Annotated in this window: 24 protein-coding genes and 1 pseudogene; 10 read left to right on the top strand and 15 right to left on the bottom strand. The window is 69.9% G+C overall.

Features of this window, described 5'->3' with window-relative positions:
• Window positions 1-333: 333 nt before the first annotated feature.
• From J7F03_RS22105 to J7F03_RS22130, 6 genes are all read right to left on the bottom strand, one after another.
• Complete coding sequence (locus J7F03_RS22105; RefSeq protein ID WP_214952043.1) at window positions 334-1,014, bottom strand: DUF6585 family protein; 681 nt, start codon at window positions 1,012-1,014, stop codon at window positions 334-336.
• A gap of 202 nt (window positions 1,015-1,216) precedes the next feature.
• Window positions 1,217-1,597: a hypothetical protein gene (locus tag J7F03_RS22110; protein WP_214952045.1), complete on the bottom strand. Its 381-nt coding sequence runs from the start codon at window positions 1,595-1,597 to the stop codon at window positions 1,217-1,219.
• Window positions 1,598-1,679: 82 nt separating this feature from the next.
• Window positions 1,680-2,345 carry an FkbM family methyltransferase gene (locus J7F03_RS22115; RefSeq protein ID WP_214952047.1) on the bottom strand — a complete coding sequence of 222 codons (666 nt, stop codon included), beginning with the start codon at window positions 2,343-2,345 and terminating at the stop codon, window positions 1,680-1,682.
• A gap of 47 nt (window positions 2,346-2,392) precedes the next feature.
• On the bottom strand, window positions 2,393-3,883 hold the full coding sequence (locus tag J7F03_RS22120; RefSeq protein WP_214952049.1) for a tetratricopeptide repeat protein: 1,491 nt from the start codon (window positions 3,881-3,883) through the stop codon (window positions 2,393-2,395).
• Complete coding sequence (locus J7F03_RS22125) at window positions 3,884-4,504, bottom strand: hypothetical protein (protein WP_214952051.1); 621 nt, start codon at window positions 4,502-4,504, stop codon at window positions 3,884-3,886. It lies immediately after the preceding gene.
• Window positions 4,505-4,792: 288 nt separating this feature from the next.
• Window positions 4,793-5,596, bottom strand: coding sequence for a class I SAM-dependent methyltransferase (locus tag J7F03_RS22130; RefSeq protein WP_214952053.1), 804 nt, complete (start codon window positions 5,594-5,596; stop codon window positions 4,793-4,795).
• 137 nt (window positions 5,597-5,733) lie between these two features.
• Here J7F03_RS22130 and J7F03_RS22135 point away from each other — a divergent pair, with 137 nt between their 5' ends.
• Entirely contained in the window at window positions 5,734-7,005 is a 1,272-nt protein-coding gene (locus tag J7F03_RS22135; RefSeq protein WP_214952055.1) for a glycoside hydrolase family 16 protein, read from the top strand.
• Window positions 7,006-7,194: 189 nt separating this feature from the next.
• On the opposite strand, the gene J7F03_RS22140 is transcribed toward J7F03_RS22135, so the two are convergent.
• The gene (locus J7F03_RS22140; RefSeq protein WP_214952057.1) at window positions 7,195-7,956 is read right to left on the bottom strand and encodes an SDR family NAD(P)-dependent oxidoreductase; all 762 of its coding nucleotides are present in this window, start codon (window positions 7,954-7,956) and stop codon (window positions 7,195-7,197) included.
• A gap of 401 nt (window positions 7,957-8,357) precedes the next feature.
• Window positions 8,358-8,882, bottom strand: coding sequence for a helix-turn-helix domain-containing protein (locus J7F03_RS22145; RefSeq protein ID WP_214952058.1), 525 nt, complete (start codon window positions 8,880-8,882; stop codon window positions 8,358-8,360).
• A 107-nt stretch (window positions 8,883-8,989) separates the two neighbouring features.
• On the opposite strand from J7F03_RS22145, the gene J7F03_RS22150 reads away from it, so the two are divergent.
• Together J7F03_RS22150 and J7F03_RS22155 are read left to right on the top strand one after the other, a co-directional pair.
• Window positions 8,990-9,487, top strand: a complete 498-nt coding sequence (locus J7F03_RS22150; protein ID WP_214952060.1) for a YbaK/EbsC family protein — start codon at window positions 8,990-8,992, stop codon at window positions 9,485-9,487.
• Window positions 9,484-10,263, top strand: coding sequence for an SDR family NAD(P)-dependent oxidoreductase (locus J7F03_RS22155; RefSeq protein WP_214952062.1), 780 nt, complete (start codon window positions 9,484-9,486; stop codon window positions 10,261-10,263). The genes J7F03_RS22150 and J7F03_RS22155 overlap by 4 nt, the downstream gene beginning before the upstream one ends.
• A 104-nt stretch (window positions 10,264-10,367) precedes the next feature.
• Here the strand turns inward: J7F03_RS22155 and J7F03_RS22160 are convergent, their stop codons facing one another.
• Together J7F03_RS22160 and J7F03_RS22165 are read right to left on the bottom strand one after the other, a co-directional pair.
• Window positions 10,368-11,204, bottom strand: a complete 837-nt coding sequence (locus J7F03_RS22160; protein WP_214952064.1) for a creatininase family protein — start codon at window positions 11,202-11,204, stop codon at window positions 10,368-10,370.
• Between the two features lie 256 nt (window positions 11,205-11,460).
• Window positions 11,461-12,459 carry a GlxA family transcriptional regulator gene (locus J7F03_RS22165; protein ID WP_251072294.1) on the bottom strand — a complete coding sequence of 333 codons (999 nt, stop codon included), beginning with the start codon at window positions 12,457-12,459 and terminating at the stop codon, window positions 11,461-11,463.
• 141 nt (window positions 12,460-12,600) lie between these two features.
• On the opposite strand from J7F03_RS22165, the gene J7F03_RS22170 reads away from it, so the two are divergent.
• From J7F03_RS22170 to J7F03_RS22180, 3 genes are all read left to right on the top strand, one after another.
• Window positions 12,601-13,473, top strand: coding sequence for a trypsin-like serine protease (locus tag J7F03_RS22170; protein ID WP_214952066.1), 873 nt, complete (start codon window positions 12,601-12,603; stop codon window positions 13,471-13,473).
• Window positions 13,474-13,548: 75 nt separating this feature from the next.
• Complete coding sequence (locus J7F03_RS22175) at window positions 13,549-14,517, top strand: helix-turn-helix domain-containing protein (protein WP_308379895.1); 969 nt, start codon at window positions 13,549-13,551, stop codon at window positions 14,515-14,517.
• Between the two features lie 31 nt (window positions 14,518-14,548).
• On the top strand, window positions 14,549-15,034 hold the full coding sequence (locus J7F03_RS22180; RefSeq protein ID WP_214952068.1) for a nuclear transport factor 2 family protein: 486 nt from the start codon (window positions 14,549-14,551) through the stop codon (window positions 15,032-15,034).
• 49 nt (window positions 15,035-15,083) lie between these two features.
• Here J7F03_RS22180 and J7F03_RS22185 read toward each other — a convergent pair whose 3' ends face one another.
• From J7F03_RS22185 to J7F03_RS22200, 4 genes and pseudogenes are all read right to left on the bottom strand, one after another.
• Window positions 15,084-15,770 (bottom strand): family 16 glycosylhydrolase, encoded by a 687-nt coding sequence (locus tag J7F03_RS22185; RefSeq protein ID WP_214952070.1) that lies wholly within the window; start codon window positions 15,768-15,770, stop codon window positions 15,084-15,086.
• Window positions 15,771-15,961: 191 nt separating this feature from the next.
• Window positions 15,962-17,313 (bottom strand): annotated as a pseudogene (locus tag J7F03_RS42710) (erythromycin esterase family protein).
• Window positions 17,314-17,570: 257 nt separating this feature from the next.
• The gene (locus tag J7F03_RS22195) at window positions 17,571-18,734 is read right to left on the bottom strand and encodes a calcium-binding protein (RefSeq protein ID WP_214952072.1); all 1,164 of its coding nucleotides are present in this window, start codon (window positions 18,732-18,734) and stop codon (window positions 17,571-17,573) included.
• Window positions 18,735-19,110: 376 nt separating this feature from the next.
• On the bottom strand, window positions 19,111-20,136 hold the full coding sequence (locus tag J7F03_RS22200; RefSeq protein WP_214952074.1) for a glycosyl hydrolase: 1,026 nt from the start codon (window positions 20,134-20,136) through the stop codon (window positions 19,111-19,113).
• Between the two features lie 526 nt (window positions 20,137-20,662).
• Here J7F03_RS22200 and J7F03_RS22205 point away from each other — a divergent pair.
• The 3 genes from J7F03_RS22205 (at window position 20,663) to J7F03_RS22215 (ending at window position 23,540) form a co-directional block, all read left to right on the top strand.
• Window positions 20,663-21,781, top strand: coding sequence for a glycosyltransferase (locus tag J7F03_RS22205; RefSeq protein ID WP_214952076.1), 1,119 nt, complete (start codon window positions 20,663-20,665; stop codon window positions 21,779-21,781).
• A 319-nt stretch (window positions 21,782-22,100) separates the two neighbouring features.
• Window positions 22,101-23,384, top strand: coding sequence for an NAD(P)/FAD-dependent oxidoreductase (locus J7F03_RS22210; RefSeq protein WP_214952079.1), 1,284 nt, complete (start codon window positions 22,101-22,103; stop codon window positions 23,382-23,384).
• A 12-nt stretch (window positions 23,385-23,396) separates the two neighbouring features.
• Complete coding sequence (locus J7F03_RS22215) at window positions 23,397-23,540, top strand: hypothetical protein (RefSeq protein ID WP_214952080.1); 144 nt, start codon at window positions 23,397-23,399, stop codon at window positions 23,538-23,540.
• 78 nt (window positions 23,541-23,618) lie between these two features.
• On the opposite strand, the gene J7F03_RS42035 is transcribed toward J7F03_RS22215, so the two are convergent.
• Window positions 23,619-24,191, bottom strand: a complete 573-nt coding sequence (locus J7F03_RS42035) for a TetR/AcrR family transcriptional regulator (RefSeq protein WP_285440480.1) — start codon at window positions 24,189-24,191, stop codon at window positions 23,619-23,621.
• A gap of 121 nt (window positions 24,192-24,312) precedes the next feature.
• Between J7F03_RS42035 and J7F03_RS22225 the strand changes: the two genes are divergently transcribed.
• Window positions 24,313-24,753 (top strand): nuclear transport factor 2 family protein, encoded by a 441-nt coding sequence (locus J7F03_RS22225; protein WP_214952082.1) that lies wholly within the window; start codon window positions 24,313-24,315, stop codon window positions 24,751-24,753.
• Window positions 24,754-24,835: the final 82 nt, after the last annotated feature.

The raw sequence follows: 24,835 nt of genomic DNA on the forward strand, positions 1-24,835 counted from the left end.
TGCTGGTGGGCCGGAACGGCCGCTCCGGGGCACCGCCGTGCGCGGAGCCCCGGGGTCGCATCGTCACCTGGCGCGAAGATCGACGCCGCCGCCGGCCCTTGCCCACGCCGCGGTGCCGTTCGCGCTCGCCCGGATCGCCTCGGCGTTCGACGTCGGCCGGCCGGTGCTCGTGGACCGGAAGCTCAGCGCCATCGGCCCCACCCCGAGGAACCGCGTGCCGGCGGACGCGCCTTCGCGTGGACGGAGCAACCTTCGGCGCGAGCGCTTGGAATGCGCCGGCTGTGCGGACTGCGCTCAACGCACCTGCCGCTGCCTGGAATTCCCCCCTCGTCTTCAGCCCTTGAAGCGCTGGCACAGGTTGAGGAACAGGTCCAAGTTCGCGATGTTATGCATTCCCACACTGTCCACGGTCGTACGCTTGAGGGACCCGTTGAAGATCAGGGTGCCGCTGTACGAGGAGATGTCAGTGATCTCCGACCAGGCAGCCGCGTGCTTCCTGCCCGCCAGGCCGCGCCGGTCGACCTTGTCGGGGCCGAAGTCCACCGTCTCGCCGCGTTCGATACGCGCGAGGACCTTCGGCAACTGCACGCGGGTGACGGCGTTTTGAATGTGCTCCCCCCAGGCATTGGGCCAGAGGAACAGCGCGCCCTGCACCACCGAAGTGATACCGAGGGCCTGCCTGTCCTCCTTCAGGAAGACCCGAGTGCCAGGGCCGATGTTCACGGCGGCGCCGCTCGGGTCGAGGAGGGTGTACCGGGCGTCCCACGGGGCGCCGTTGCGGGTGCTCAAGTACCGCAGGACCCGCATCGTCTCCCAGTCGTGCGCGGCCTCGAAGCCCTCGGGGCCCGTCACGACCGCACCTCCGGCGTATATGTAGAGCCGCGAGGCGTTGTGCTTGCCGAACATCCGGCTCTGTTTCATCCGGAACGTGCGGAGCCAGTCCCCGAGACCGCGCCCAGCGGCGAGTTCGGCGGCAGACGCGGTCGGCTGTTCGTAGGTGTCCTTCTCGTCCATGTGGCCCCCTGAAGTCCGAAGTTGACGATAAGTCAGGGTAGTCATGTTGCCATGGAGACGGGCGTGGACCCCGAGATGGATCCCGGATCACGTGGGCGTTGCCTCAGCATGCGAAGGGGCCGGGCCGCACCTCTCGGGGTGCGGCCCGGCCCCTCGCCCTCCTCGCCTTCGGATGGTCCAACCGGGCAGCTCGCGCCGTCCGTTACCCGTCCAGGTGGGTCGCGATCCGCGCGGCCTCGTCAACGTCCAGCGGGTAAGGGGTTCCGTGCAACATTCCGCCGGTGACGACGGCGGGACCGGTGACGGTGACTGGTGACGAGCCGTGCTCGGCGGCGAGCCGGCTCGCCGCAGGGTTGGGCGTGCCGGGGCGCGCCCGACCGGGTTCGTCCTCGGCGTACCAGAGAGTCAGATCGTCGCTGAGCTTGGTCGACCGTATGTGCTCGGATCCGAGCAGGCGGCTCACCTCCTGCACCAGGTCCATCCCGAAGGAGGATGTCGGCACGTGCTTTACGCGGCTGTCCTTCACAAGCAGCATTCTGTGTGTCCCCTTGCTGCTTGCCTTGCGGCGGCTGAAGAGTCCCATCCGGCGATGCTAAAGGCGCGACCCAGCCGTTCGTAAGAAGCCGTGTCAGTCCTCTCCCAGCCGGCCACCTCCATTCGCCGGTTCATCTGGCGGGACGCTTCGTGCCGTCGGCAGACGTTCGCCGAGCAGGTTGGGGGCTGCGCCGCCACGCGTGGCTTCGCCAGGGCGGGGCGTCCAGGGGGATGTCGTTGCGCACGTAGCAGTCGTCGCAACCGGCCTCCTGCACCCAGACGTACCCACGGTTTTCGAGGAAGGCCCTGATCTCGGACCGGACCGGCAGCCAGTTGTGCTCGACGGTCAGTACGCGGAAGGAGTACACGTCGAAGGGAAAGCTCCGCAGGAGGGCCAGTTCCGACCCTTCGGTGTCCAGACTCCAGTAGTCGATCACGGCGGGCGCCCGGTACTGGTCGAGGACCGAGCGGATCGTGCGCGCGGTCTTGGGGACCGTGGGGAGCCCTGCGCCGTCCGCGACTCGGAGGCGGCGCCTGGCGAGGCGGAGGAGGGACGGGTCGTATTCCTGGACGATGCCCCCGATCGTGTCGGCCTCCAGGAAGTCGATGCTTCCCTCCCGGTCGTACAGGCAGCAGTCCAGGCAGGCGCACCGGCGGTTCCTCACGAGCCGGTCGTACAGTTCCGCGTTCGGTTCGACGCAGATTCCGGACCAGCCGAAGGACGTCTCCAGGAGGCGGGTGTTGCTCGCCTGCACACCGTCCGATGCGCCGGAGTCGAGGAAGAATCCGTTCCGCATGCCCCGGAGGCGTTCAACGACGAATCGGTCCTGCCCGTACTGGGAGGTCACGGCCGGATGCCGCGGTGGCGGGTGAAGACCGGGGAGCGCCAGGCGGCGGACGGCCTTCCCGCACCCGGAGAAGCATGTGCGACGTCCCGATGGAGGTCGTCGTCGGCCCGCTCGCCGTAGAGCATGGTGATGTTGACGCGCCGGTTCGTGAACCCCGGACGGAAATGCAGGCCGTCCGTGCCGTGGAAGAGGTCGGAGTTGAACAGGATCGCCCGGTTCTGGCGGTAGGGGATCCTGAACGGCTTGGCGTGCTGCTGCCGCAGGTAGGGCTCGATCACCTCCCGGCGACTGTTGTAGGTGGCGAAGTCCCAGTCGGGCGGGGCGTCGACCCCGTACACGACGAGGCCACCGCTCTCGGTGTCGAGGTTGGCGTCGGTCGGGGTGATCCAGAAGTTGAGGTTGACGGCGGCGAAGTCCGCGTGCGTGTTGGAGTCGGCCGGGAAGTCGTTCTCGTTCTTGAACGCCCACAGCTGACGCAGCGGGTGGCGCTTGCCGATCACACGGGGCAGGGCGTCCCTGACTTCTTCGGCGATCTGGAGGAGGAGCGGGCAGGTGAACCCGTCGCGGAAGAAGGCGCCGAGGCGCCCGTGCGCGTAGCGGTTCCCCGTCCAGACCGTGGACTCGAGGCAGAACGACCGGAGGCTCTCGAGCGCCTCGGGCGACAGGAAGTCGTCGATGACGACCACGCCCGGCGGCTGGTCGATGTACCGGCTCTCCACCTCGACGGGGTCCCAGGCGTCCGACAGCGCCCGCGGGAGGCGCGGGGTGTCCCGTACGTGGACGATACGGCCGTAGACATGGCCGATGGTGCGCTGCGCGATGGCGTCCATCGGCACCGGTCCGTGCTCCCCCGCCGACTCGAGACGGGAGATCGTCTCCTGGTACGCCGTGATGACGGAGGTGAACTCCTCACCGAGGAGAGCCCGCTGCTGCAGGTGCCGGAACTGCTCGATGTCATGGCGCAGTTTGGGAATCGTGAGACGGATCTCCGGGGCGGCGGTCCGGGGCGGCGGCGAGGACCGCGGGTACCACTCGCTGCCGAGGCGGACCGCGGCGTGGATGCGCGCGTACTCGCCGGCGTCCGGGAGGTTGTGGGCCAGCAGCGCGAGCCATGACTGGCGGTCCAGCCAAGCGACGTCTTCGGCGTCGGGCGAGTGGTCGGTGCACCAGAGGCCGATGCACTCGTCGCTCCGGCCGAGCCGGACAAGGCACGTGGTGAGGTTGTGGCGGGCGGCCCGCAGCCGGGGGTCGAGGCGCAGCGCTTCCCGGTAGCACGTGACCGCGCCCTCGGGATCGCCCTGCTCCTGGCGCACGCAGCCGAGGTTGTTGTGCGCGGACGGATCGTCGGGGGCGATCCCGACGATCTTGAGGTAGCCGAGGTACGCCTCGTCCAGCCTGCCAGACCGGAAGAGTTCGTTCGCCCGCGCGAGCAAGTCGGCGGAGAGGTGGGGGCGGCTCGTGTCAGCGACGACCGACAGGGGCTCCATTCACTGGCCCCCGACGCTGTCCAGCAGCCCGCGGTCGCGTAGCCGGCCCGCGTACTCCACGAGCGCCTCCACGGCGGGAACGAACTGGTCGGAGAAGAGCCGCGGCCCGGTGCTCACCTGCGTGCCGCTCACTTCCGTACCGAACTGCGTACCCGTACTCACCTCCGTACCGGAGATCACCGCGGCACCCGTGCTCATGTGCGTACCGCTCACTTCCGTACCGAACTGCGTACCCGTACTCACCTCCGTACCGGAGATCGGTCCGCCGTCGAACAGCCCGCTCTCGTTGAGGATCTGCAGCAGAGACCCGTCGGCAACGGGCATGGCCTCCTCTTCCAAGGAGAGCCTCAGGAGGGCGAAGACGACATGGGCCGCCTGCTTCTCGGTCACGGCCCGCCCGAAGTCCGTCATGAACTGTGCACGGGAGACCGGGGTCTCACGGTACGTCAGCGCATAGCTCCGCACCCAGAGGAGCACGTCCGTGGTGGCCGCCACCGCATAGACGAGCTGGTTGAGCGCGGAGGCCCGCTGCGGCGAGAGCCTGCTGCCGTCGACGTACTCGGACAGGATCTGCGCCGGATCGGTGACGAACTGCTCCCGCAGCAGAAGGTCCGTCGACATCGCCCTGAACAGGGCATTCACTCGCCGGCCGACGGCAGCCGTGCGGAGCGGGTCCATTCTGTCGAGATCTGCACCGACGCCCATGTGACACCCCTCAGGTCCGGGAAACCGTGGCCGTCGTCCACGGAAGCGCACGGGAGTGCGGAGATCCGGGACCGCCTCCGGTGACACGCCCTGCCCCACCCGATTGCCGGACGACCGGAATCTGCCCGCTCACCTCCTTCTGGTCCGGCGCCCCCCGTCCGGGCGGATTCCAGAGGCCGGGCCGCCGGGATGTCCGGTGGGGTGTCAGGCGCGGCAGCGCAGCATCTCCAGCGGGGGGTTGGCGTGGAAGTCCGCCCAGAAGTCCGCACCGAACGCGCGCACGCCGGCCTCCGACACTTCCACCGGGACCCAGGTGATCTCGCTGAATCCGGCCGCCTTCAGGCAATCCTCGTAGACCTCGCGGCGCGGGCGGTTGGCGATGAACGAGACCGGCGGGTCGAGCAGCGCCGTGATCCGGACTCGCGGTCCGGTCTCGACCTCCTCGCCGGTGAGCTCGCTGCGGAAGCCGTACTTGTCCGGGGACGGCCCGTCGAAGCGGAAGTCGGGCGACTGGTTGAGCACGAAGAACTCGCCGCCGGGATTCAGGCTCCGGTGCGCGTTGCCGCACATCCGCTCCGTGGTGGCGATGTCCTGCGCGTAGCTGAGCAGCTGGACCGCCAGGCCGACGTCGAAGCGATGCTCGAGGGGCCGCAGTTCGGACACGTCGCCCACCTCGTAGCGCACGCCCAGCGGATTGCGCTCCTCCAACTGCTGTGCCACGGCGACCATTTCACCGGAGATGTCGATTCCGAGCACGTCCCCCGCGCCGCGTCGCTTGAACTCCCTGCTGTAGAAGCCGGTGCCGGAGGCCAGGTCGAGGACCGACCTGCCGCGGACGTCCCCGACCATGGCCAGGAAGCCGGGCACCACCGCGTACTGCTCCAGCGGCAGGGCCTTGAACCCCTCGTATGCCTCACCGATCTCGTCGCTCGGCACCGACGGCCGGCACCGGATCGCGCGCCGGCCGTTCGCCGTGTGCCCCCGGTGCGCACCGGAGGGTACGGGCATCTTGACGCAGCCGTACCCTGCACCTTGAATCAAGTACTGAACAAAGGTGCCCGGACGGCCCGCTTCCGCGTTCATTCGCTGACAGCTGGTTGTCATGGGCACGTCTCCACATGTCCCCCCACAGCCGAAACGATGTGATGACCGTGCACCCCACCTGGCACCGGCGCGCGCTCTTATGTGCCCTCGCCCTCGTCTGCTGGGGCGGTCTGGCCGCCCCCGCCACCGGCGCCCCCGAGCCCGCCCCCACGCCGCTCGCCGGCGCGGCCGCGGCCGTGACCTTCTCCGACGACTTCGACGGACCCGCCGGAGCTGCCGTCGACACCGGGAAATGGCAGATCGAGACCGGTGACAACGTCAACAACCATGAGCGGCAGTACTACACGGCGGGCAACCGCAACGCCGCCCTCGACGGGCAGGGCCACCTGGTCATCACCGCCCGCCGGGAGAACCCGGCCAACTACACGTGCTGGTACGGCCGCTGCGAGTACACGTCGGCCCGCCTGAACACCGCGGGCCGTTTCACGCAGACGTACGGACACGTCGAGGCGAGGCTCAAGGTGCCACGGGGCCAGGGCATGTGGCCCGCCTTCTGGATGCTCGGCAACGACATCGGCCAAGTCGGCTGGCCGAACTCCGGCGAGATCGACGTGATGGAGAACGTCGGCTTCGAACCGTCGACCGTGCACGGCACCCTCCACGGGCCGGGCTACTCCGGCGCCGGCGGCATCGGGGCCGCGTACTCCCTCCCCGGCGGCCAGGCCTTCGCCGACGCCTTCCACACCTTCGCCGTCGACTGGGCCCCCGACTCCGTCACCTGGTCCGTCGACGGCGTCGTCTACCAGCGGCGGACCCCCGCCGACCTGGGCGGACGCAGCTGGGCCTTCAACAAGCCGTTCTTCCTGATCCTCAACCTCGCGGTCGGCGGCTACTGGCCGGGCGACCCCGACGGCAGCACGGCCTTCCCCCAGCAGCTGGTGGTCGACCACGTCCGCGTCACCTCGTCCGACGGCGGTCCCGGTGGTCAGCCCGGCCAGATCAGCGGGCTCGCCGGCAAGTGCGTCGACGTGGCCGGGGCGAATCCGGCCAACGGCACCCCGGTCCAGCTCTACGACTGCAACGGCACCGGTGCCCAGCGGTGGACCCTCGGCTCCGACGGCACCGTACGGGCACTCGGCAAGTGCCTCGACGTCGCGAGCGGCGGCACTGCCGACGGGTCCCCGGTCCAGCTCTACGACTGCAACGGGACCGGCGCCCAGCGCTGGGCGGTGTCCGGGGCCCGAGACATCGTGAACCCGCAGGCGAACAAGTGCCTCGACGTCGCCGGCGGCAACTCCGCCAACGGGACGCGGCTGCAGCTGTGGACCTGCACCGGGGCCGCCCAGCAGAAGTGGACGGTCCCGGCCGGCTGATCCGGCCCGAGCGCCGGGCCGGCCGGGGCCCGGCGCCGCAGAGCAGGATGGTCTACCGGCCCCGCCCCAAGTAGGTCGTTCGAGCGCGCAATCGCCCGGCTCGGCGTCGCCTTCCGACACCATGAAAGCCAGTCGGCTGGTTCCTTGTCTTCTTCACGGAAGGGGTCGACAAGGGCTCGTTCGCTCGGGTCACGGACCGATTCGCTCGACTTCGGTCGGATCGATGCGTAGTGCTGATCCACTTTCGAAGGGCGTATCGGATGCCAGAAGGCCGACGACGACCTCCGCCACCCTGTCGGCGGAGGTGACCTGTCGGCTCGGACAGACCATCTCGGCGATGGCCGTCTTGGGGGCGCCTGCCATCTGCGAGATACGGTCGATCATCGGGGTGTCGACAACTGCCGGACAGATGGCGAAGACCGAGATCCCCTGCTCGGCAAGCTCGGCGGCCGCCGAACGGGTCAGGCTCACCAGGGCGGCCTTGCTGGCCGCGTAAGGTGCGGCGATAGGCATGGGAATCATCCCGAGCCAGGAGCTGCTGTTCACGATCACCGACCCGGATGCCATGCGCGGCGCGGCGTGTTTCATACACAGGAACGCGCCTTTGACGTTCACGTCCAGCACCGCATCGACAACGTCAGCAGACCACGCGGCCATAGGCCCCGCAGTGCCTTCGATCCCGGCGTTGTTGAAGAGGCAGTCCAGACGCCCGAAGCGTTGGACCGTGGCCTCGACAGACGACGCGACCGATGACTCGTCGGTCACGTCCAGTTGGTGGAACGCGGCTCGCGCGCTGCCGAACTCGGCAACGACGCCCTCGCCCCGCTCTCGGTTCCTGGACGCCATCATGACGCTGCAGCCCTCGGCCAGAAGCCGACGAACCGTGGCGAGCCCGATACCGGAGGCACCCCCCGTCACCAGGGCGACCTTCGACTGGAGCCTGTTGTCCATCTCAGCCCTCACTGTCCGGTGCCGGCAGGAATGATGCTCAGCCGCGCCGTCCGCTCGTCGGCTCAGGTCCGTGGGCGCGCCATCCGACCTCGGATCTGCGGAGCGCATGCCGCGGCCTGCTCACGACTCACTATTGAGCCGCGCCACTCCTCTCGCGACCCGGGAGCCCGCGTCCGGCAGCCATCCGGAGTAGGCGCGGAGACTGTGCGGCAGGCCCTGGCGTCTGTGCCTGCTTCTCGGCACACCGTGGTGATCTCGGCTAGGGAACGCGGCGATGGTACGCAGGCTGTCATCCAGTGCAGTGAGAAGCTCGGTCGGTCCCTCCGCGATGGCATGCTCCGCGAAGAACGCTGCGACCTGGAACCTGTGCGGTCGTCACACCCGACAACAAGACGAAAACCTCAGTGACGGGGGTGGCGGACGATGAGGAGCGCTTCGACGTCTCCCGAGGGGGACTCGTACAAGTGGGGGACGTCGGCGTCCCAACTACCGTGTTCGCCCGGGCCGAGGGCGAGCACGGGACCGGCGACCGCGCCGACGCGTGCCGTGCCGGACAGGATGAAGATGTGCTCTGTCGTTCCAGGGCTGTGAGCGGCGGACTCCTGTGCCGTTTCGGCGCGAATGCGCACCCGGTAGGTTTCCGTGACGGCGGTGGCGTCTTCGAATCGCTCAGTGAGGACCGCGTCCACCGCGGTACCGGAGATCGTGGCGGCCAAGCCCGTGGTGTGCAGGGCTGTGCTGAGCGGTACTTCCAGCGCGGTCGTGAGCGCGTAGAGCGTTTCCAGTGTGGGGTTGCGCCTCCCGCTCTCGAGCTCCGAGAGCGTCCCCTTGCCGACCTGGGACCGGCGCGCCAGTTCCGACAGCGACATCCCGCGTTCGACGCGCAGTGCGCGCAGTCGCCCGCCCACCTGACCTGCCAGATCCATGGTCTCCCCCGTCCCGCCCCGTAACCACTTGATCCACCGTCTCGCGCACTCTATCGTTCCACAACCAGAACGTTCTGTTTACAGAACGCCGGATGTGAAGGAGCCCCATGGAGTCCCGAAGCGGCACGCCGTCGTCCCTGCCTGACCGCAGTGCGCAAGTGGCTCGCGCCCTCGCATCGGCCGGCATCGCCGGCCAGGTCCGCGAACTGACCGCTTCCACGCGCACGGCCGCCGAGGCCGCCGCCGCACTGGGCTGCGACATCGGCGCCATCGCCAACAGCCTGGTGTTCCTCGCGGGCGACGTACCCGTGCTGGTACTGACCAGCGGCAGGCACAAGGTGGACACCGAAGCACTCGCGGCCCGATGGGGCCGCCCCGCGCTTCGCCGCGCCACCCCCGAGCAGGTACGCGAAGCCACCGGCCAGGCGATCGGCGGCGTGGCCCCAGTCGGCCACCCGCGCCGACTGCCGACGGTCGTCGACGAAGCCCTCGGCGACTACCCCACGGTCTGGGCCGCCGCCGGAACCCCCCGCACGGTGTTCCCCACCACCGCCGGCGAACTCCTCCGCGTGTCCGGGGGCCTCATGCTCCCCGTCGGCCCGTGAAGAGCCGATCGGCCGGCACCGGTACGGACCTGACCGGTCAAGTCGCCGTCGTCACCGGTGGCACGAGCGGCCTCGGACGCGCCATCGCCGAGCGCCTCTCATACGCCGGTTGCGCCGTGGTGGTCTGCGGCAGGCACGTGCGGGCATGCCGACGCACCGCTTCGGAGATCGCGGACCTGACGGGCGGGCCAGTGCTCGGGTCGGCCTGCGAGGCGACCGACGAAACAGCGGTGCAGGACCTGGTTCGATCGGTGCAGGCCGAGTACGGCCGCCTCGACATCCTCGTGACCAGTGCCGGCATCCAGGCACGCGGCAGCCTTGCAGCACTCGACGCGGCCACGCTGCGACACTGCCTGGAGGTCAACGTCGTCGGTACGTTCCTCGCCTGCCAGGCCGTGGTCCCGTTGATGCGTCAGGCCGGCTACGGCCGCATCGTCACCATGGCCAGCGCTCTCGGGCTCGTCGGCGCCGCGGACCGGACGGCCTACGCCGCCGCCAAGGGAGCCGTGGTCCAGCTCACCCGAAGCCTGGCCGTCGAGCTCGCGGGGACCGGCATCTGCGTCAACGCCCTGGCGCCCGGACCGTTCCGCACGCCGATGAACGACGGCGCTGAGGACGACCCACGCGTCCGGGAGTTCCTCGACCACCAGGTGCCGATGGGCCGCTGGGCCGATCCGGGCGAACTCACCGACGCGGCGCTCCTGCTGGCCAGCCCGGCCGCCTCCTTCCTCACGGGCGCGGTACTCCCGGTCGACGGCGGTTGGACCGCCCGGTGACCGCCGCGTCCCCAGCGGCAGCGTGACGGGCCGCGGCTCGCGGACGCGACCGCCTGCCTGCCTGCCTGCCTGCCAGGCTCCACGTCGCCGCCCATCTCATCTGGTCAGCAAGGTGATCCCGGAGCAGCGTCCTGCACGCCTTCCGCTTGAGCGGTGAGCGAGCTGGTCACGGTACGGGCCATGGCATGGGCCATGCGCTCGTAGAAGCGCCACAGGAACGGGTCGCGGGGGCTGGGTGCGCCGAAGTAGCCCTGCGGCGTCACCCTGCGGGCGTGTTCGCCGCCTTTTCGCCATTCCGCCAGGTCGGCCGGCCCGAGGCCCGTCGGCTGGAGTTGGGTCATGACGTCGTAATCTACGAGCTCAGGGAACCAGCGCATCATCAGGGCGCTCTCGATCTCCTCGGCGTGGACACCGAGTTCACCGGTCAGTTCCAGGCCCTCGAACAGCGGCCGCATGGCGAACGCGGCCAGCGCGGGCGCCTTCGCCGCCTCGCCCAGGCGGTCAGCGATGAAGTCGGGCTCGATGAGGACGACTCCCGTACTGCCCTGCTCGTGTCGGGCTGTCACGACGTCAAGGAGCATCCGATTGTGAGCGATGTCGCCCTGATGGTTGATCACGAAGATGTTCCGGAACCCGTCCGTGGCGAGCGATTCCATGATGTCGAAGTGCAGTGCGGCCGCAGTCTCCGGACGTGTGCGGAAGGTCCCGGCAAACGCACCGGAAACCTGGTTGACCCCCCAGAACACCGGTGGGGCGATCAGCGCCGGTACCTTCTGCCGGTCGAGCTCGTCCCTCACCATCCGGCACAGCTGGTAGGCGCCGTAGGCGTCGGTGCCCAGCGGCAGATGAGGGCCGTGCTGCTCTATGACGCCTGTTGGCAGCAGGACGCATGCGCCCGCGGCAGCCGCCGCCTCCACCTGCGGGTATGTGAGGTCGGCCATCGTCCCGGCGAAGACAGAGTATCCAGTGTGCATGCAATTCCCCCGTGCTCGATGTCCTGACCGGCCTGACCGCCGATCATGATCATTTTCACCAGGCCGCGCTGCCTCTCACGAGCGGCACCTACGCCGGAAATCACGCCTGCACCTTGTAGGGAGATCACAAATGGCCTCCGCAGGCTTACTCTCCGGACTCCGCCGCCCCGCCGCCGGCCGGCCGTCCCCAGGAGCAGCACTGAGAAGCCACCGGTGGTGCCGCTCAGGGGCGGTCGGCCTCGTCCCGCTCGGCCCAGGTGAGGGCAGCGGCGAGGGAGCGGAAAGCGTTGCGGTAGATGCCGGGGGTGGTGCCGGTGCAGCGGTGGAAGTGGTGCCGCAGGTTCGCGGGGGTGCCGAGACCACTGCGGGCGGCGATGCGCTCGATGGGGTCGTCGGTGCGTTCCAGGAGCCGCTGAGCGAGCTGGATACGGGCGCGAAGCACGTACTGGAGCGGGCTGAGTCCCGTCTCGGTGCGGAAGCGCCGGGTCAGAGTGCGGATGCCGAGCCCCGTGCGGTCGGCGATTTCCGCGAGGGTCAGCGGACGTTGGAGGTTGGCCTCCATCCACCGGATCGCCTCATCGAGGCTGCCGTCCGAGGCGGCGAGGACTGTGGCCGCGACGTCGCCGCCGGCGTCGTCGGCCGGGGCGTGGAGCTGGAGGAACGCCTGCCTCTCGGTTTCGATGACCACGGATTCGCCGTGGTCGAGAGTGATCAGGCGGAGACAGAGGTCGAGGCCTCCCAGGACCCCGGCCGCGCTGTGGAAGAGGCCGTGCGACACGACCGCGCCGTCGGGGTCGACCTCGACGCGGGGGTGCAGGCGCGCCAGCTCCTCGGTGTGCCGGCGGCTGGTGGCGGCGCGCCATCCGTCGAGCAGACCGGTGGCGGCGAGGACGAACGTGCCGGTACCGACCGCGCCGATGCGGCAGCCGCGCGCGGCAGCGGCACGCAGGGCATCGGCCACGGCGGGCGCGGGTTCGTCTTGGAAGCCCGCGCAGCCGGGCAGCAGCACGGTGTCGGCGTCGTCCAGTCCCTCCAGACCCCACGGTGTCTCGATACGGAAGGGAGCGGGGCCGCCCGTGCTCTCGAAGCCCGGCGCGGCGCAGATCCGCAGGTCGTAGTCGACCCATGGGTGGTGCCTGGCGGCGGCGGTGAACGTCAGTCCGGGGGTGGTGAGCTGGTGCCCCGGAACTCCGTCGAGCGCCAGGACAGCGATCAGTGACATGTCCCGAATTTAGCCCAGAGTGACATTCGAACGACTGTTTCGCGGCGGGGCCCGGCCCGGAGGATGGGGCTCAGCACGGAGCCGGACGCGAGGGACCGCCCGGCCCGTGCCCATCCCTTTGCCCCTTCCGAGAGGACCGACATGCGCCTTCCCCCTGCCCACCGCCCCACCCCCGATCCCCGTTCCGCACGCCGCCGCGGCCGCGGCCTGACGGTGCGAGCCGCGGCCGCGGCCGGCGCGGCCGCCGTGCTCGGCGTAACACTCATGGCCGGCAGCGCGGAAGCCATCGTCAACGGCGAGGATTCCAGGGAGCGTTACACCTTCATGGCGTCGATCCCCCTGTCGGCCACCCTGGAGGACGGGGTGGTACTGAAGGCCCCGTGCGGGGCGACGCTGATCGACCGGCAATGGGTGCTCACGGCCGGTCACTGTGTGGACCCGGATCTCGGGGTGACCCCGGACGGGCTGGTCCGCGTCGGCAGCGAGCACCGCACGTCCGGCGGTAGTGTCCGCAGGATCGACAAGATCGTCATGCACCCGGGCTACGCCCAGGGCAAGGCCGGCGCTCCCAACCAGGACGACCTCGCCCTGGTACGACTGGACCGCCCGGTCGCCCAGAAGCCCATCCGGATCGCGAAGCAGGCGGGACCGGTGGGCACGCCCACGCGGATTCTCGGCTTCGGTACCGTCGTCGGCGCCGATTCCCCGGAGGACTGGGTGTTCCCTGAGCGGCTCCAGCAGTTGGACACCCGCAGGGGATCCGAGGACGAGTGCTTCGATCGTGCCGGGGAGACCCGGCTGTGCACGGTGAGCCCCAAGCCGGATGCCATGGCCTGCAACGGGGACTCCGGCGGCCCGCAGCTGCAGCGTGCCAGGAACGGCCGCTGGGAACTCATCGGTACGACTTCGGGCGACGGTGACAACGACCCGACCTGTTCCACGGGGCCGGGCCTCTACACCAATGTGCCGGTGTACGCGGACTGGATCCGGGAGACGATCCGCCAGTCCGGCTGACCTGGTAGGCAGGCCCTGGGTAACCGGGCGCGAACCTGACGGCGGCACCCGCGCCGACCTGGCTATATTCCGGATGTGTCAGTCATCGCTGTCCTCGCGCCCGACGGGGTCCCCGGCCCTCACCTCACCACCCCCGGAATGGTCTTCGGAGCTGCGTCCCGTGACCATCCGGGGGTGGAGTACGAGGTGCGGCTCTGCGCCGCCCCCGGATTTCGGGTGGTCCCTTCGCCCGATCCGGTACGGGTCAGCCCGCCCTGGGGTCCGGAAGGCCTCGCGGGCGCGGACGTCGTACTGATCACCGGGCACCCCGACCACCATGGCGAGCCGTCGGCGTCCCTTCAGTCCGCGCTGCGGGCGGCGGCAGGCCGAGGAACCCGTGTCGCGGCTGTCGGCACCGGTGTACTCACCCTCGCGGCGACCGGACTGTTGGACGGGCGCCGCGCCACGACCGGCTGGCGGCACACCGCGGAACTCGCGGCGCGCCATCCTCGGATCCAGGTCGACCCGCTCGGCACCGTGGTCGAGGACGGCTCCTTCCTCACGGCTGCGGGGATGTTCGGCGGACTGGACGTCTGTCTCCACATCCTCCGTAGTGACCACGGTGCGCGAATGGCGGGAGAGACCGCCCGGGAGCTGATCACACCACTGCAGCGCGATGCGGACAGGGTCCAGGACACCATCGAACGGGAGATCACGGACAGCGCGGGGCTCGAACCGACTCTGCGGTGGCTGGAGACCCGGCTCGACCGCGCCGTGGCGCTCCCGGACATTGCCGCGCACGCGCGGACCAGCACGAGCAGCCTCACCCGTCGCTTCCGCACCCATACCGGTCACACCCCCCTCCAGTACCTGCTCCATGCGCGCATCTCCGAGGCCCAGCGGCTGCTCAGGGAGACCGGGATCCCCGTCGAACAGATCGCCGCCCGCACCGGCTTCACCTCACCGGCCGTCCTACGCCGTCACTTCCGCGCCCTGACCGGCACTACACCCCGCGCCTACCGCCAGGCCCATCGCGGCGAGCGCGCTCAGGGCGAACGGGAATGACCGGGGCGGCCGGCAGCCGCTTGCAACTCCTGTGCCGAAACCTGCCCCGATCGCCGAGCGGGCCTGTGAGCGGCTGATCGTCGAGTTCGTCCGCCGGCTCGACCTCGGGGACCCGAGCTCGGTGGCGGACCTGTTCACGCCGCACGGGATCTGGGAATGGCCAGTCGGCGATCGGCACATAGCCGGCCGCGATGCTCTTCGGGAGTACTTCGGCGGCCGACCCGCGGACCGGCTGTCGCGTCGCATCTGCACCAACATCCTGGTCACCGTGACCTCTCCGGAGACGGCCGCCGCCACCACCTACTTCACCACGTACCGGGTCGACGGCTACTCCGAGGGCATGGTGTCGCCCCGGCCCCCGGCCCAAGTGGGGCACTACGAAGACACGTTCCGCAAGGTGGACGGCACCTGGCTGCTCGCCACCCGGACGACGTTCCTGTCCTTCGCCGGTCCCACGGAACGCCTCGACGACCCTGGCGCGTCCCCGCTCGACCCACCGAACTCGTCGTGCCGGTAGTCGATGCCGGCGTCCGGCTCCGGCCTACGCCGCCGCCCGGGAGCGGCCCTCAGCGCGGCCGGTACACCCGTAGCTGCGCGACCTCGTAGGACAACTCCGTGACCCCGGGCTCCGGCGCCGGGTGGAACCTGCCCGCGCAGACCGAGAGGTTGACGATGAGGTAGGCGGACCAGCCGCGGCCCACTCCCCTGCCGTCGCCGAAGACCCGGGCGCCGTTGACCCACCAGACGACCGAACCCTTCCCGAACTCGACCTTCAGGTCGATCCATGCTCCGGGCCGGATCGCCGGGTCGCGGTGGTAGCGGTGCGCCTCCCGGACATGGTTGGAGAGTTCCAGCAGGTCCGGGTTGTCGGGGTGGTACTCGAAGACGTCGATCTCCTGGCCGCCGTCGCGCCAGGTCCAGATGGCAGGCCAGGCGCCCCGCTGCACCGGCAGTTTCACCCGGGCCTCCAGCACGTCGCCGGTGCGCACCGCGAAGCCCTCGTCGCTGCCCTCGGTGGTGAGCAGCCCGCTGTCCCAGTAGCCGTCGGGGCGCAGCGTCGCCCGGAAGATCCCGCCGCGGCTGTAGGCGGGGTCGGCGACGAGGTGGTCCAGCTTGTTGTCGCCCGGGTTGACCGGGCCGCCGTCGGGATACGCCCACGAGCGGCCGGCGATCCACTGGGCGGGCGAGGTGAAGTCGGCGGTGAAGACGGGAGCGCGGCGCGGGCGGACCAGGTGCCGCAGTCGTTCGAGCATGTCCGAGACCATGACTGTGATGTGCCCGCCAGGAGTCCCCGCACACTCGAATCTTCACTTACGGCAATCGCACGGCAACTCTCGGTTTCCACGGCTGCGCCAACTTCAGCGGCCCCCACCCCTGTCGGCGCCGTGCCGTGCGGGTCCGGTGGTGCCGCAGCCGGTTCCGCACGGATGGGTGGTGCGGATGGTCAGAGTTTGGTGGCCGCGTGGACCTGGTCGAGGTGGATGAGGATGTCGTAGGCCTGGCCGATCGCGAGGGTGGGAAGTGGGTCGTTCTTGAAGGACGAGCCCGCTTCGTAGACGGGGCGAGGGGTGTTCAGCCAGGCCCGGCCCGCAGCCGGCAGCGTCCGCAGGTCGAGGTAGTAGTCGCGGTAGCGGACCCGGTCGAGGGTGTACTCCTGCATGTCGGGCGTGGCCGCGGGGACGGTGACCTTGTCCCAGGCCCCGCCGAAGGTGGCCGCGGTGAGGAATGATCCCCGGTCGAAGGTGAAGCCGATGGCGACGTAGTCCCGGCCCAGGGCGTTGCGCAGGAAGACGCCTTGCGTCGTGGGGTACATCACGGGGTCGGTGGCCAGATAGCCCACGTGGCCGTTGTGCGCCGACAGCAGCATCTTGTCGCCGGTGCGGCGGTGCCACCAGGCGGTGTTGTCGGCCATGACCCGGTCGCGAAGGTGCTCCGCGGCGGACACTGACTCCGGATCGGACAGGTCGAGGGAGGCGAAGGCGAAGGTCCGGGCGATGTTGCGGGCGTGTTGTTCGGCCCATTCATAGGCGTCACCGCCGGTGCCCTTGTTCGCGGTGACCAGGTCGAGTGCCTGCTGCGCGATGGTGGCGTTGTGGCGTCGTTCGGTGAGGGGCTCGCGCAGATAGGCGAAGACGTCGTCGAGGGGGCGCAGGCCCGCATACAGGCCTTCGAGGCGCGCGAGGTCCTGGGGTGGGTCGCCCGGACGTGGGAGGCGACCCGGTCGAAGGCGGCGTCACCGAGCTTCGGCGCTCCGACGTCGTTGCCCATGAAGTGGACCTTCCGGCCGGGGTGCCGGTCGTTGTACCGGCGCATCCAGGCGATGAGGCTGACGAACTCCTCGCGCTCCCACGGGGATCCGGTCAGTGTCTCTACGGCGATCTGCCGGGCGTCGCCGGCGCCGCCCTGGAGGTACTCGTCGATCCGCAGGCCGGCGGTCCAGCTCATCTCCAGTGCGAAGGTGGTGAAACCTTTCTCCTCGACGAGATGTCGGAATACGCGTTCCTTCATGGCGAAGAACTCGTGCGAGCCGTGGGTGGCCTCTCCCAGTCCGACCACCTTGGCGTCGCCCATCATGGCTGCCAGCGCCCGCAGGTCGGTAGTGCGGCCGCCGGGTTCCGTCGACCGCAGCGGGTGGGCGGCGCGCTCCAGCGCGCGGAGCGCGGCGGCCGGCCGGCCGTTCGTCTCCGTGGTGGTGGGTGCGGCGGAGGCTGCCGGGGCCAACAGGGCGGTGGCCGCGAGCCCGGCCGTCGCGGCGAGCAGTCTCCGTCGGCCGATGGCCTGCTTGTGCGCGTTCATGCCGGTCGCTCCTCGGTCCGTGTTCCACTGGGGTGAAACGATCACGACCCGGGGCGAAGCGTGCCGCGCTGGGGTACTCCGCCGACTTGCCCCGGGGGAAACCCCCAGCTCAATACGGTGGCCAGCCACCGGGAGCAGTCCGGGGCGGGAGCCGGCGCGGGCAGATGGCCCGGACGGCCGCCGGGCCCGCGGCCCTCGTCATGCAGGTGCGGGCGCGTGACCAGAGCGCAGCAGCAGCCACTCCCCCGGTCGCAGCACTAGGGGATGCGGTTGACCGTCTCGCACCGTACGGCGGTGTCACCGTTGCCTGCCTCGCCGTCGCAGTCGTCGGTTTGCGGGCCGCCGTCGAGGTGGTCGTTGGCCGGGCCTGCCCGGAGCGTGTCGTTGCCGCGGCCGCCTTTGAGCCGGTCCTGCCCACCCGCGGCGCCGACGGTCTCGGTGGCATCGAAGTCGGTGTTGTCGCCGAAGAGCGTGTCGTTGCCCCCATGGCCTTCGATCCGATCGTGGCCGGCGGCCGTGGCGGCGGCATCGACGACGGCGCTGTCACCGATGAGGACTTCGTCCGCGCTACCGCCGATGATCCTGTCGTTACCGGCTCCGGTGGCGCTCCCCCCTGCAGGGTCGATGATGTTGTGGTCCCCGACTGCGCCGAAACCGCCGTCGGGACCCAGGCCGATCAGGTCGTTCCCACCGCTTCCCTCCGCGTGGTGGGCGGCCTCGCTGTCGCCGACGATGAATTCGATTCCCGGGCCCCCGAGGAGGACATCGTCACCGGCGCCCGTAGCGGATCCTTCGATTGCCATCGAATCACCGGTGAGATGGTCGTCGCCGCCTCCGCCTTCCATGCGGTCGTCGCCACCGCCGCCGGCGTCGCCGCCCGCAAAGCTGACGCTGTCGCCGTACAGGCCGTCGTTGCCGTTGCCGCCGAAGACCTCGTCCTTCCCTCCGCCCGTGGCACTCCCCCCATCAGTGCTCGAGTCACCCACGAGGTTGTCGTCGTCATCACCCCCGAACAAACGATCACTGCCACCGCCCACGACGTTGCCGCTGTCGGCCCTGAGATCACCACGGATGATGTCGTTGCCCGGCCCGCCGTCGATCTGGTCGTCGCCGAGTCCACCGAGCAGGCGATCCTCACCGGCGCGCCCGCAGATGCGGTCGTTGCCGCCCCTGCCATCGACCCTGTCGGCGCCCGAGGAGCCGACGATGACGTCATCCCCCGGTGTCCCATTGATCGTCCCCGAACCCGTGACGGTCGCCGGACGGCCGAAGCACGTGGCCTTCACCGGGCCGGCGGCGGCCGCGGGGAACCCCAACGTGAGCAATGCCGCCGCAGTGAGGCCCACCGTGAGGACCCTCCGAAATGCCGGGCGGCCGGACCAGCCCAGGCGTTGCGGCCGAGGCACGTGATGCACGGTCATACAGAACTCCCGCTGCCGGCTCCAGGCGATGCTGGAGCAGGTTGGCTCCGACTCGCACGGGACGAAGCGGAGGACGGCTCCTCATGAGACACATCGAACCGTATGAGCAGCTCTCCACGAGGAATACCGGGCTCCGCATCCGGGTGAGGCCGGTGGCAGCGGGCACCCGCCGGACTCGTCCGTCCTGAACTGGGCGAAGGACGCCACCGTCGCGAACCCGGTTCAGGCGAGCACCGGCAGCACCGATGTCGTCGACGTCTGGAACCGGGGCCGGCGGCCGACCGACCTGATCGTCGACCTGTTCGGCATGTACGACGAGAACCGACGCCCCGCCCGCACCGTACGGCGCCGCACACCGGCCGCTGCCACCACACCGCTAACGCACAAAGGCGGAAGGCCCGCCGCGGCCCCGGTTGGTGGACAGGAACTCCCGGAACACCCGTGCGGAGCGCGGGTTCTGGCTGCACTGCCACACGCCGTGCGGGCAGTAGTCGGTGATGCTGTGGTAGAGCGGCTTGTGCTCGGCGATCCATGCCAGCATGTCCCGCATGTACTCGGGGTTGTCGCCGTTGCGGAACAGCCCCCACTCGGGGTACGAGATCCGCTTGCCGTGCGCCTTCGCGAAGTCGACCTGCTGCTGGAGTCCGTGGGGCTGGTTGACCTGCTCGTCGAAGCTGGTGCCGGGCGGCTGGTCGTAGGAGTCCATGCCGATGATGTCGACCACGTCGTCGCCGGGGTAGCACCTGGTCCAGGCGATCGCGTCACCGCCGCGGTTGGGGGCGAAGTCGAATCGGAACCGCTGGCCCTCCACAGAGCGCATGGCGGCCACGATGCGCCGCCAGTACCTCTTCCAGTTCTCGGGGTCGGGCCGGCACCGGTGGGTGTAGTTGAAGCCGTTCATCTCCCAGCCGAGCACGATCACCGTGTCCGGCACCCCGAGGGTGACCAGACGCTCGGCCAGCCGCTGGAAGTGGTGGTCGTACTCACCCCGCGCGCCGGAGCGGATCAGTTCGGCGACCCGGCCGTCGGGGACCCCGGCCTCGTTGCGCTCCAGCATGGGCACGTTCAGGACGAACAGCCGATCGGCTCTCGCCTTGCGCCACCGTGCCCAGCTGCGCAAGGAATCGGGTTCCCCCTCGATGTTCGACCAGGTATCGCCAGGCAGGTAGGTGTGCCCGGCACGCAGCTCCGTACCCCCGAGCCAGCGCGAGAGTTCCCGCATCCGCTCGACGCCGGGCGAGCCGTAGTGGAGATAGGCGCCCACCGCGACCTCGGACCTGGTCCCGGCGCCACTGCCGGAAGCCTCTTGCGGCGACGTGGCGAGGGCGCCGCCGGTGGCGAGCAGGCCGACAGCGACCGTACTCAGGCAGGCGCCCGCCAGCCAGCGGACTCGATGGGACATGACGTCTCCACACGCTTCGGGAACCGATGTGTCTGACTGTGACGATAGGCATCTCATCCGACCAGCGGCCTGTCTGGTGCCCCGATGCTGGGCCATTCGCGGCAGCCGGCAGCCTTCGCTTGGCCCGACCGGGTGAAAGCCCCCGCTCTCGTCCGCATGTCGGTGGCCGGCAGGCCGGCCGGTCTGCTGGTCCACCCGACCGCGATCGCCTCGACTCCGAAGCCGGCTCGGCGCCCGACGTAGCGCGTCGGGCCTTTGACGGCGCCGTTCCGAGGCTGGATCAGGAGCTGGAACGAAGACCCTCGCCCCTTCGACTGGACCAGGGTGTCGAGAGCCTCGAACGACTCGTCTCAATTTCTTGAACGAATTCCTGACGAGGGGGCCAGTTCGCAGCCGTAGGTCCCTTTGAATTCGGGCTCCCACCAGGATTGGCCGAAATTCGTTCACCTCACGGAAACTGACGCGGCGCGAAATGCGTTCGATGTTCTGTCAGGGCAATCAGGGAGTTCCACCCAAGGAGTACACCGTGCGCATCCTGTTCACCGGCCCCGCTGCGGCAGGCCACCTGTTCCCGATGGTGCCGACCGCGCAGGCACTCCAGGCCGCCGGGCACCAGGTGCTGTTCGCCGGTTCGGCCCCGCTCGACCAGATGCGGCAGGCCGGCCTGCCCATCGTCGAGATCGGCGACGGCTCGACGCTGATGGAGGCCTTCCGGCGCGCCTCGGACGGCACCGATCCGCAGTTCATCACAGACGGAAACACCCTCGAGGACACTCAGCGGCTGGCCGCGGCCGGTTTCGCGGAACACAGCCGGGTCACGATCGACGACCTGCTCGCGGTCGCCACCGCCTGGCGGCCGGACCTCATCGTCCACGCCGCCTTCCAGGCCGCCGCACCACTGGTCTCGGCGGCACTCGGCATACCCGCCGTAGTGCACAACTTCGGCGTGATGTCCGGCTTCAGCATGGTCGGCATGCTCGCCGACCTCCTGGCGGACGACTACCGGGCCCGAGAGGTCGAGGGCCCGGCCACCCACACCGTCCTCGACGTCGTACCCGCCTCCCTCGGCGGGGACGGCACCGGCTGGCGGGTCCGCTACGTGCCGTACAACGGCGGCGGCACGGTCCCCCGCGATCTCATAGCCCGTGGTTCCCGGCCGCGGATCGCCGTCACCCTCGGCACGGTGGTGACCGCGTTCGCGGGCGTCGACCCGGTCAGCCGGGTGATCGCCGAGGCCGCGTCCGTCGATGCCGAGTTCCTGCTCGCCGTCGGCGACACCGACCTGAGCCCGCTCGGTACCCTTCCCGCCAATGTCCGCCCCCTGCCCTGGGTGCCGCTGGCCCAACTGCTGGACAACGCCGACGCGATCGTGCACCACGGCGGCGCCGGCACCATGCTCACCGCCGCCTCCCGGGGCGTCCCCCAGCTGATCCTTCCGCAGGGCGCCGACCACTTCATCAACGTCGATGCCGCCACGGGTCTGGGCTTCGCCCTCCGCGCGCGTGGCGACAGTGTGGACGCGGACCTGCTCAGCCGCCTCCTCACCGACGACGACCTCCACAAGGCCGCCGCCGCCACCCAGGCCGACATCACCGCACTCCCCTCCCCCACCGATCTCGTCGCCTCCTTCGAAGCCCTCAGGTAACACTGGCCCCAGGGGCGCGGGAAACCGTGCTGGTCGTCGGCGGCGGGGGCGATCGGGCTGTGGAGGGCCCCGGCCGAGGGGCCGGTCGGGTCCACCCAGGAAGGCCGGAGGGAGATCACCAAGGCCCGCCCGGTCGCGCTGGTCCGCTCCGGCGCGAGGTCCGAGAGCGGCGTTCTGATCGAACGCACGGAGGAGACCACCGCAGCCTGATCACACGTCAATCCGGTCCACACCTCATACAGTTGGTCATGTGCCTGACAGCAGGGGCACCGCACCACTCCCACGAACGGCAACACACCCCGAAGGGAGCCATCAGCGCATGACCAAGCCTGAGAGCGCGGGATACGACTACGACGTCGTCATCAGCGGAGCCGGCCTCGCCGGCAGCGCCGCGGCGATCTTGCTCGCTCGACGCGGCGTCCGCGTCGCACTGCTGGAACGCCGCTCGGACCCGGAAGCGTACAAGGTGCTTTGCACCCACTCCCTCACGGCCAACGCCTACCCGGTGCTGGACGAACTCGGCCTCATCCCCGCTCTCGAGAAGGCGGGAGCCGTCCGCAACCACGCCCGCTGGTACACCCGCTGGGGATGGATCGAGCCGAGGGCCGCGCCGACGGGCCCCGAGCTACCGTACGCGTACAACGTCCGGCGCAGCACCCTGGACCCGTTGATCAGGTCCCGTGCGGCGGAGACCCCTGGCGTCGATCTGCTCCTCGGTCACCAGGTGACCGGGCTGGTCCGGGAAGCCGGGCGAACCTTGGGGGTGCGGGCCTCGACACCACAGGGCGAGCGCGAGATCCGGGCCCGCCTGGTGGTCGGCGCCGATGGCAAGGACTCGGCCGTAGCGAAATTCGCCGGGATGCCTGCTCGGCTGTACGAGAACACGCGGTTCGGCTATCTCGCGCACTTCCGCAACCTTCCGCTGCCCGACGGGATCAGTCACGCCTGGTTCCTCGAACCCGACCTGGCGTACGCGTTTCCCAACGACGACGGGGTGACGGTCGTCGCCGTGCTCCCGGACAAGAAGCGGCTGCCGGCCTTCCGGGAAGACCTGGAGGGCAGCTTCCTCGCATTCGTCCGCGCCCTGCCCGAGGCACCGCCCATCGACTCCGCCGAGCGCGTCACGAAGATCACCGGAACTGTCGACTACCCGCTTCACAGCCGGAAGCCGACCGCACCGGGCGTCGCGCTCATCGGCGACGCCGCCCTGACCGGCGACCCCCTGTGGGGAGTGGGATGCGGGTGGGCCCTGCAGTCCGCGCAATGGTTGGCAGAGGCGGTCTCCTCGGCCGCAACCGGTCGCGGCGACCTCGATAGGTCGCTCGTGGTGTACGCGCGCAAACACCGGCGCCGGCTGCGCGGTCACCAGTACCTGGCCGCCGACTTCGCCAAGGCCCGTCCGTTCAATCCCATCGAGCGGCTGATGTTCTCGGCGGCAGCCCGCGATGAATCGGCGGCGCGGCACATGCATCTGTTCGCATCCCGCCTGATCGGTCCGCTGCGATTCCTGAACCCCGCGGCACTGGCCAAGGCTTCGGCCGTCAACATCAAGCACCGCCGGGCGGCTGCGCCACCCGCACACCTGTCACACACGGGGTCGTGACCGGCTCCCCTGATGGCCGCTGAAGGTGCGGCCCGAGTACGGCACCGAGTGACCGAGTGGGCCGCGATGAAGGCGGTCGTCGCGTTGGACCGCTCCGGCGCCGGGTGCGCGAACGGCGACCTGATCGAACCCGCGGAGGAGGCCACCGCAGCCTGATCGCGTGTCGCCCGTGCTCGCGACGGCTGTCTCCCTCGCAGTCCCCCGGGAACTCCTGCGGGGGGGGTGCGCCTTCGGTCAGCGGGGCCGCAGTCCGTCGAAGACGACCTGGAAGATCCGCTCCCGGGGCGCGGGATCCGCTCCGAGCTGCTCCATCGCCCTGCCGGTACCGGTCAGGAGGGCGATGAACTCCGGGAGGCCCAGCTCCGGGCGGACCGCCCCAGCCCGCTGCGCCCCGTCCAGCAGGTCGGCCAGCCGAGCCTGGATCTCCATGGTCGGCTCCCGCAGGGACGCATGCACGTCCACCCCTGCCGCAGCGAGAGCCTGAGCGAACTCGTTCTTCCCCTCGGACTGTTCCACCACCAGGCGGAAGCAGGCGAAAAAGGCTTCGGCAGGCCCGGCCTCGGCGGCCAGCCGCGCGGTCTGGGCTGCCATTTCCTCCAGTCTGCGCACCATCACCGCCTCCAGCAGGGCCTCCTTGGTCGGGAAGTGCCTGAAGAGCGTGCCGACTCCGACCCCTGCCGCCCGGGCGATCTCCTCCGTCGGCACGCTGACGCCGCGGGTGGTGAACACCTCCGTGGCGACATCCAGCAGCCTGGCCCGATTGCGGGCCGCGTCAGCCCGCAGCGGGCGCTCCTGAGCGTCACCCATCCCTCTTCCACCCTTCGCCGTCGACGGCAGAACCACTCTGGACAACCGGACTATCCAGTCCGTATCGTGAAAACGGAGTTTCCAGTCCGATTCTAGCCATGGATCCCACCGGAGGTTTGGCATGCCTGAATCGCTGTCACCACGCGAGGTCTTCCAGAAGTTGATCGACGGCATCAGCGCCGGACGGTTCACGGAGCTTGCCGAGCTCTATGCCGAGGACGCCGTGGTGGAGACCGTCTTCGAGCCGGTCGGTCCGCGCCGGGTCGAGGGGCGGGCCGCACTCAGGGATCGGTTCGCTCACGTCTCCGCGAGTTCGCCCGTGGAGCTGACCCCGGCGAACGTGGTCGTCCGGGAGACCGACGACGCAGAGGTGGTCGTCGCCGAGTTCGACTACCGGGTGCATCACCGGTTGACCGGGCGGACTTTCGAGGCCGCCAACATCCAGGTGCTGCGGGTCCGCGACGGCCTGATCGTCAGCAGCCGGGACTACCATGACCACCTTGCCCTCATCGTGGCCGGCGGCAACCTGCCGCAGCTGGTGGCGGCACTGGAAGGCGAGTAGCACCCACAGGACCGGCGCACCGGCCGCGGCGTCGTACCGGATCGCGGCGGCCGTGGGTGCCAGAAGACCCTGCGGTACGCGC

Origin of the sequence: Streptomyces sp. ISL-43 (assembly GCF_018614195.1) — a bacterium.
GTDB lineage: Bacteria > Actinomycetota > Actinomycetes > Streptomycetales > Streptomycetaceae > Streptomyces.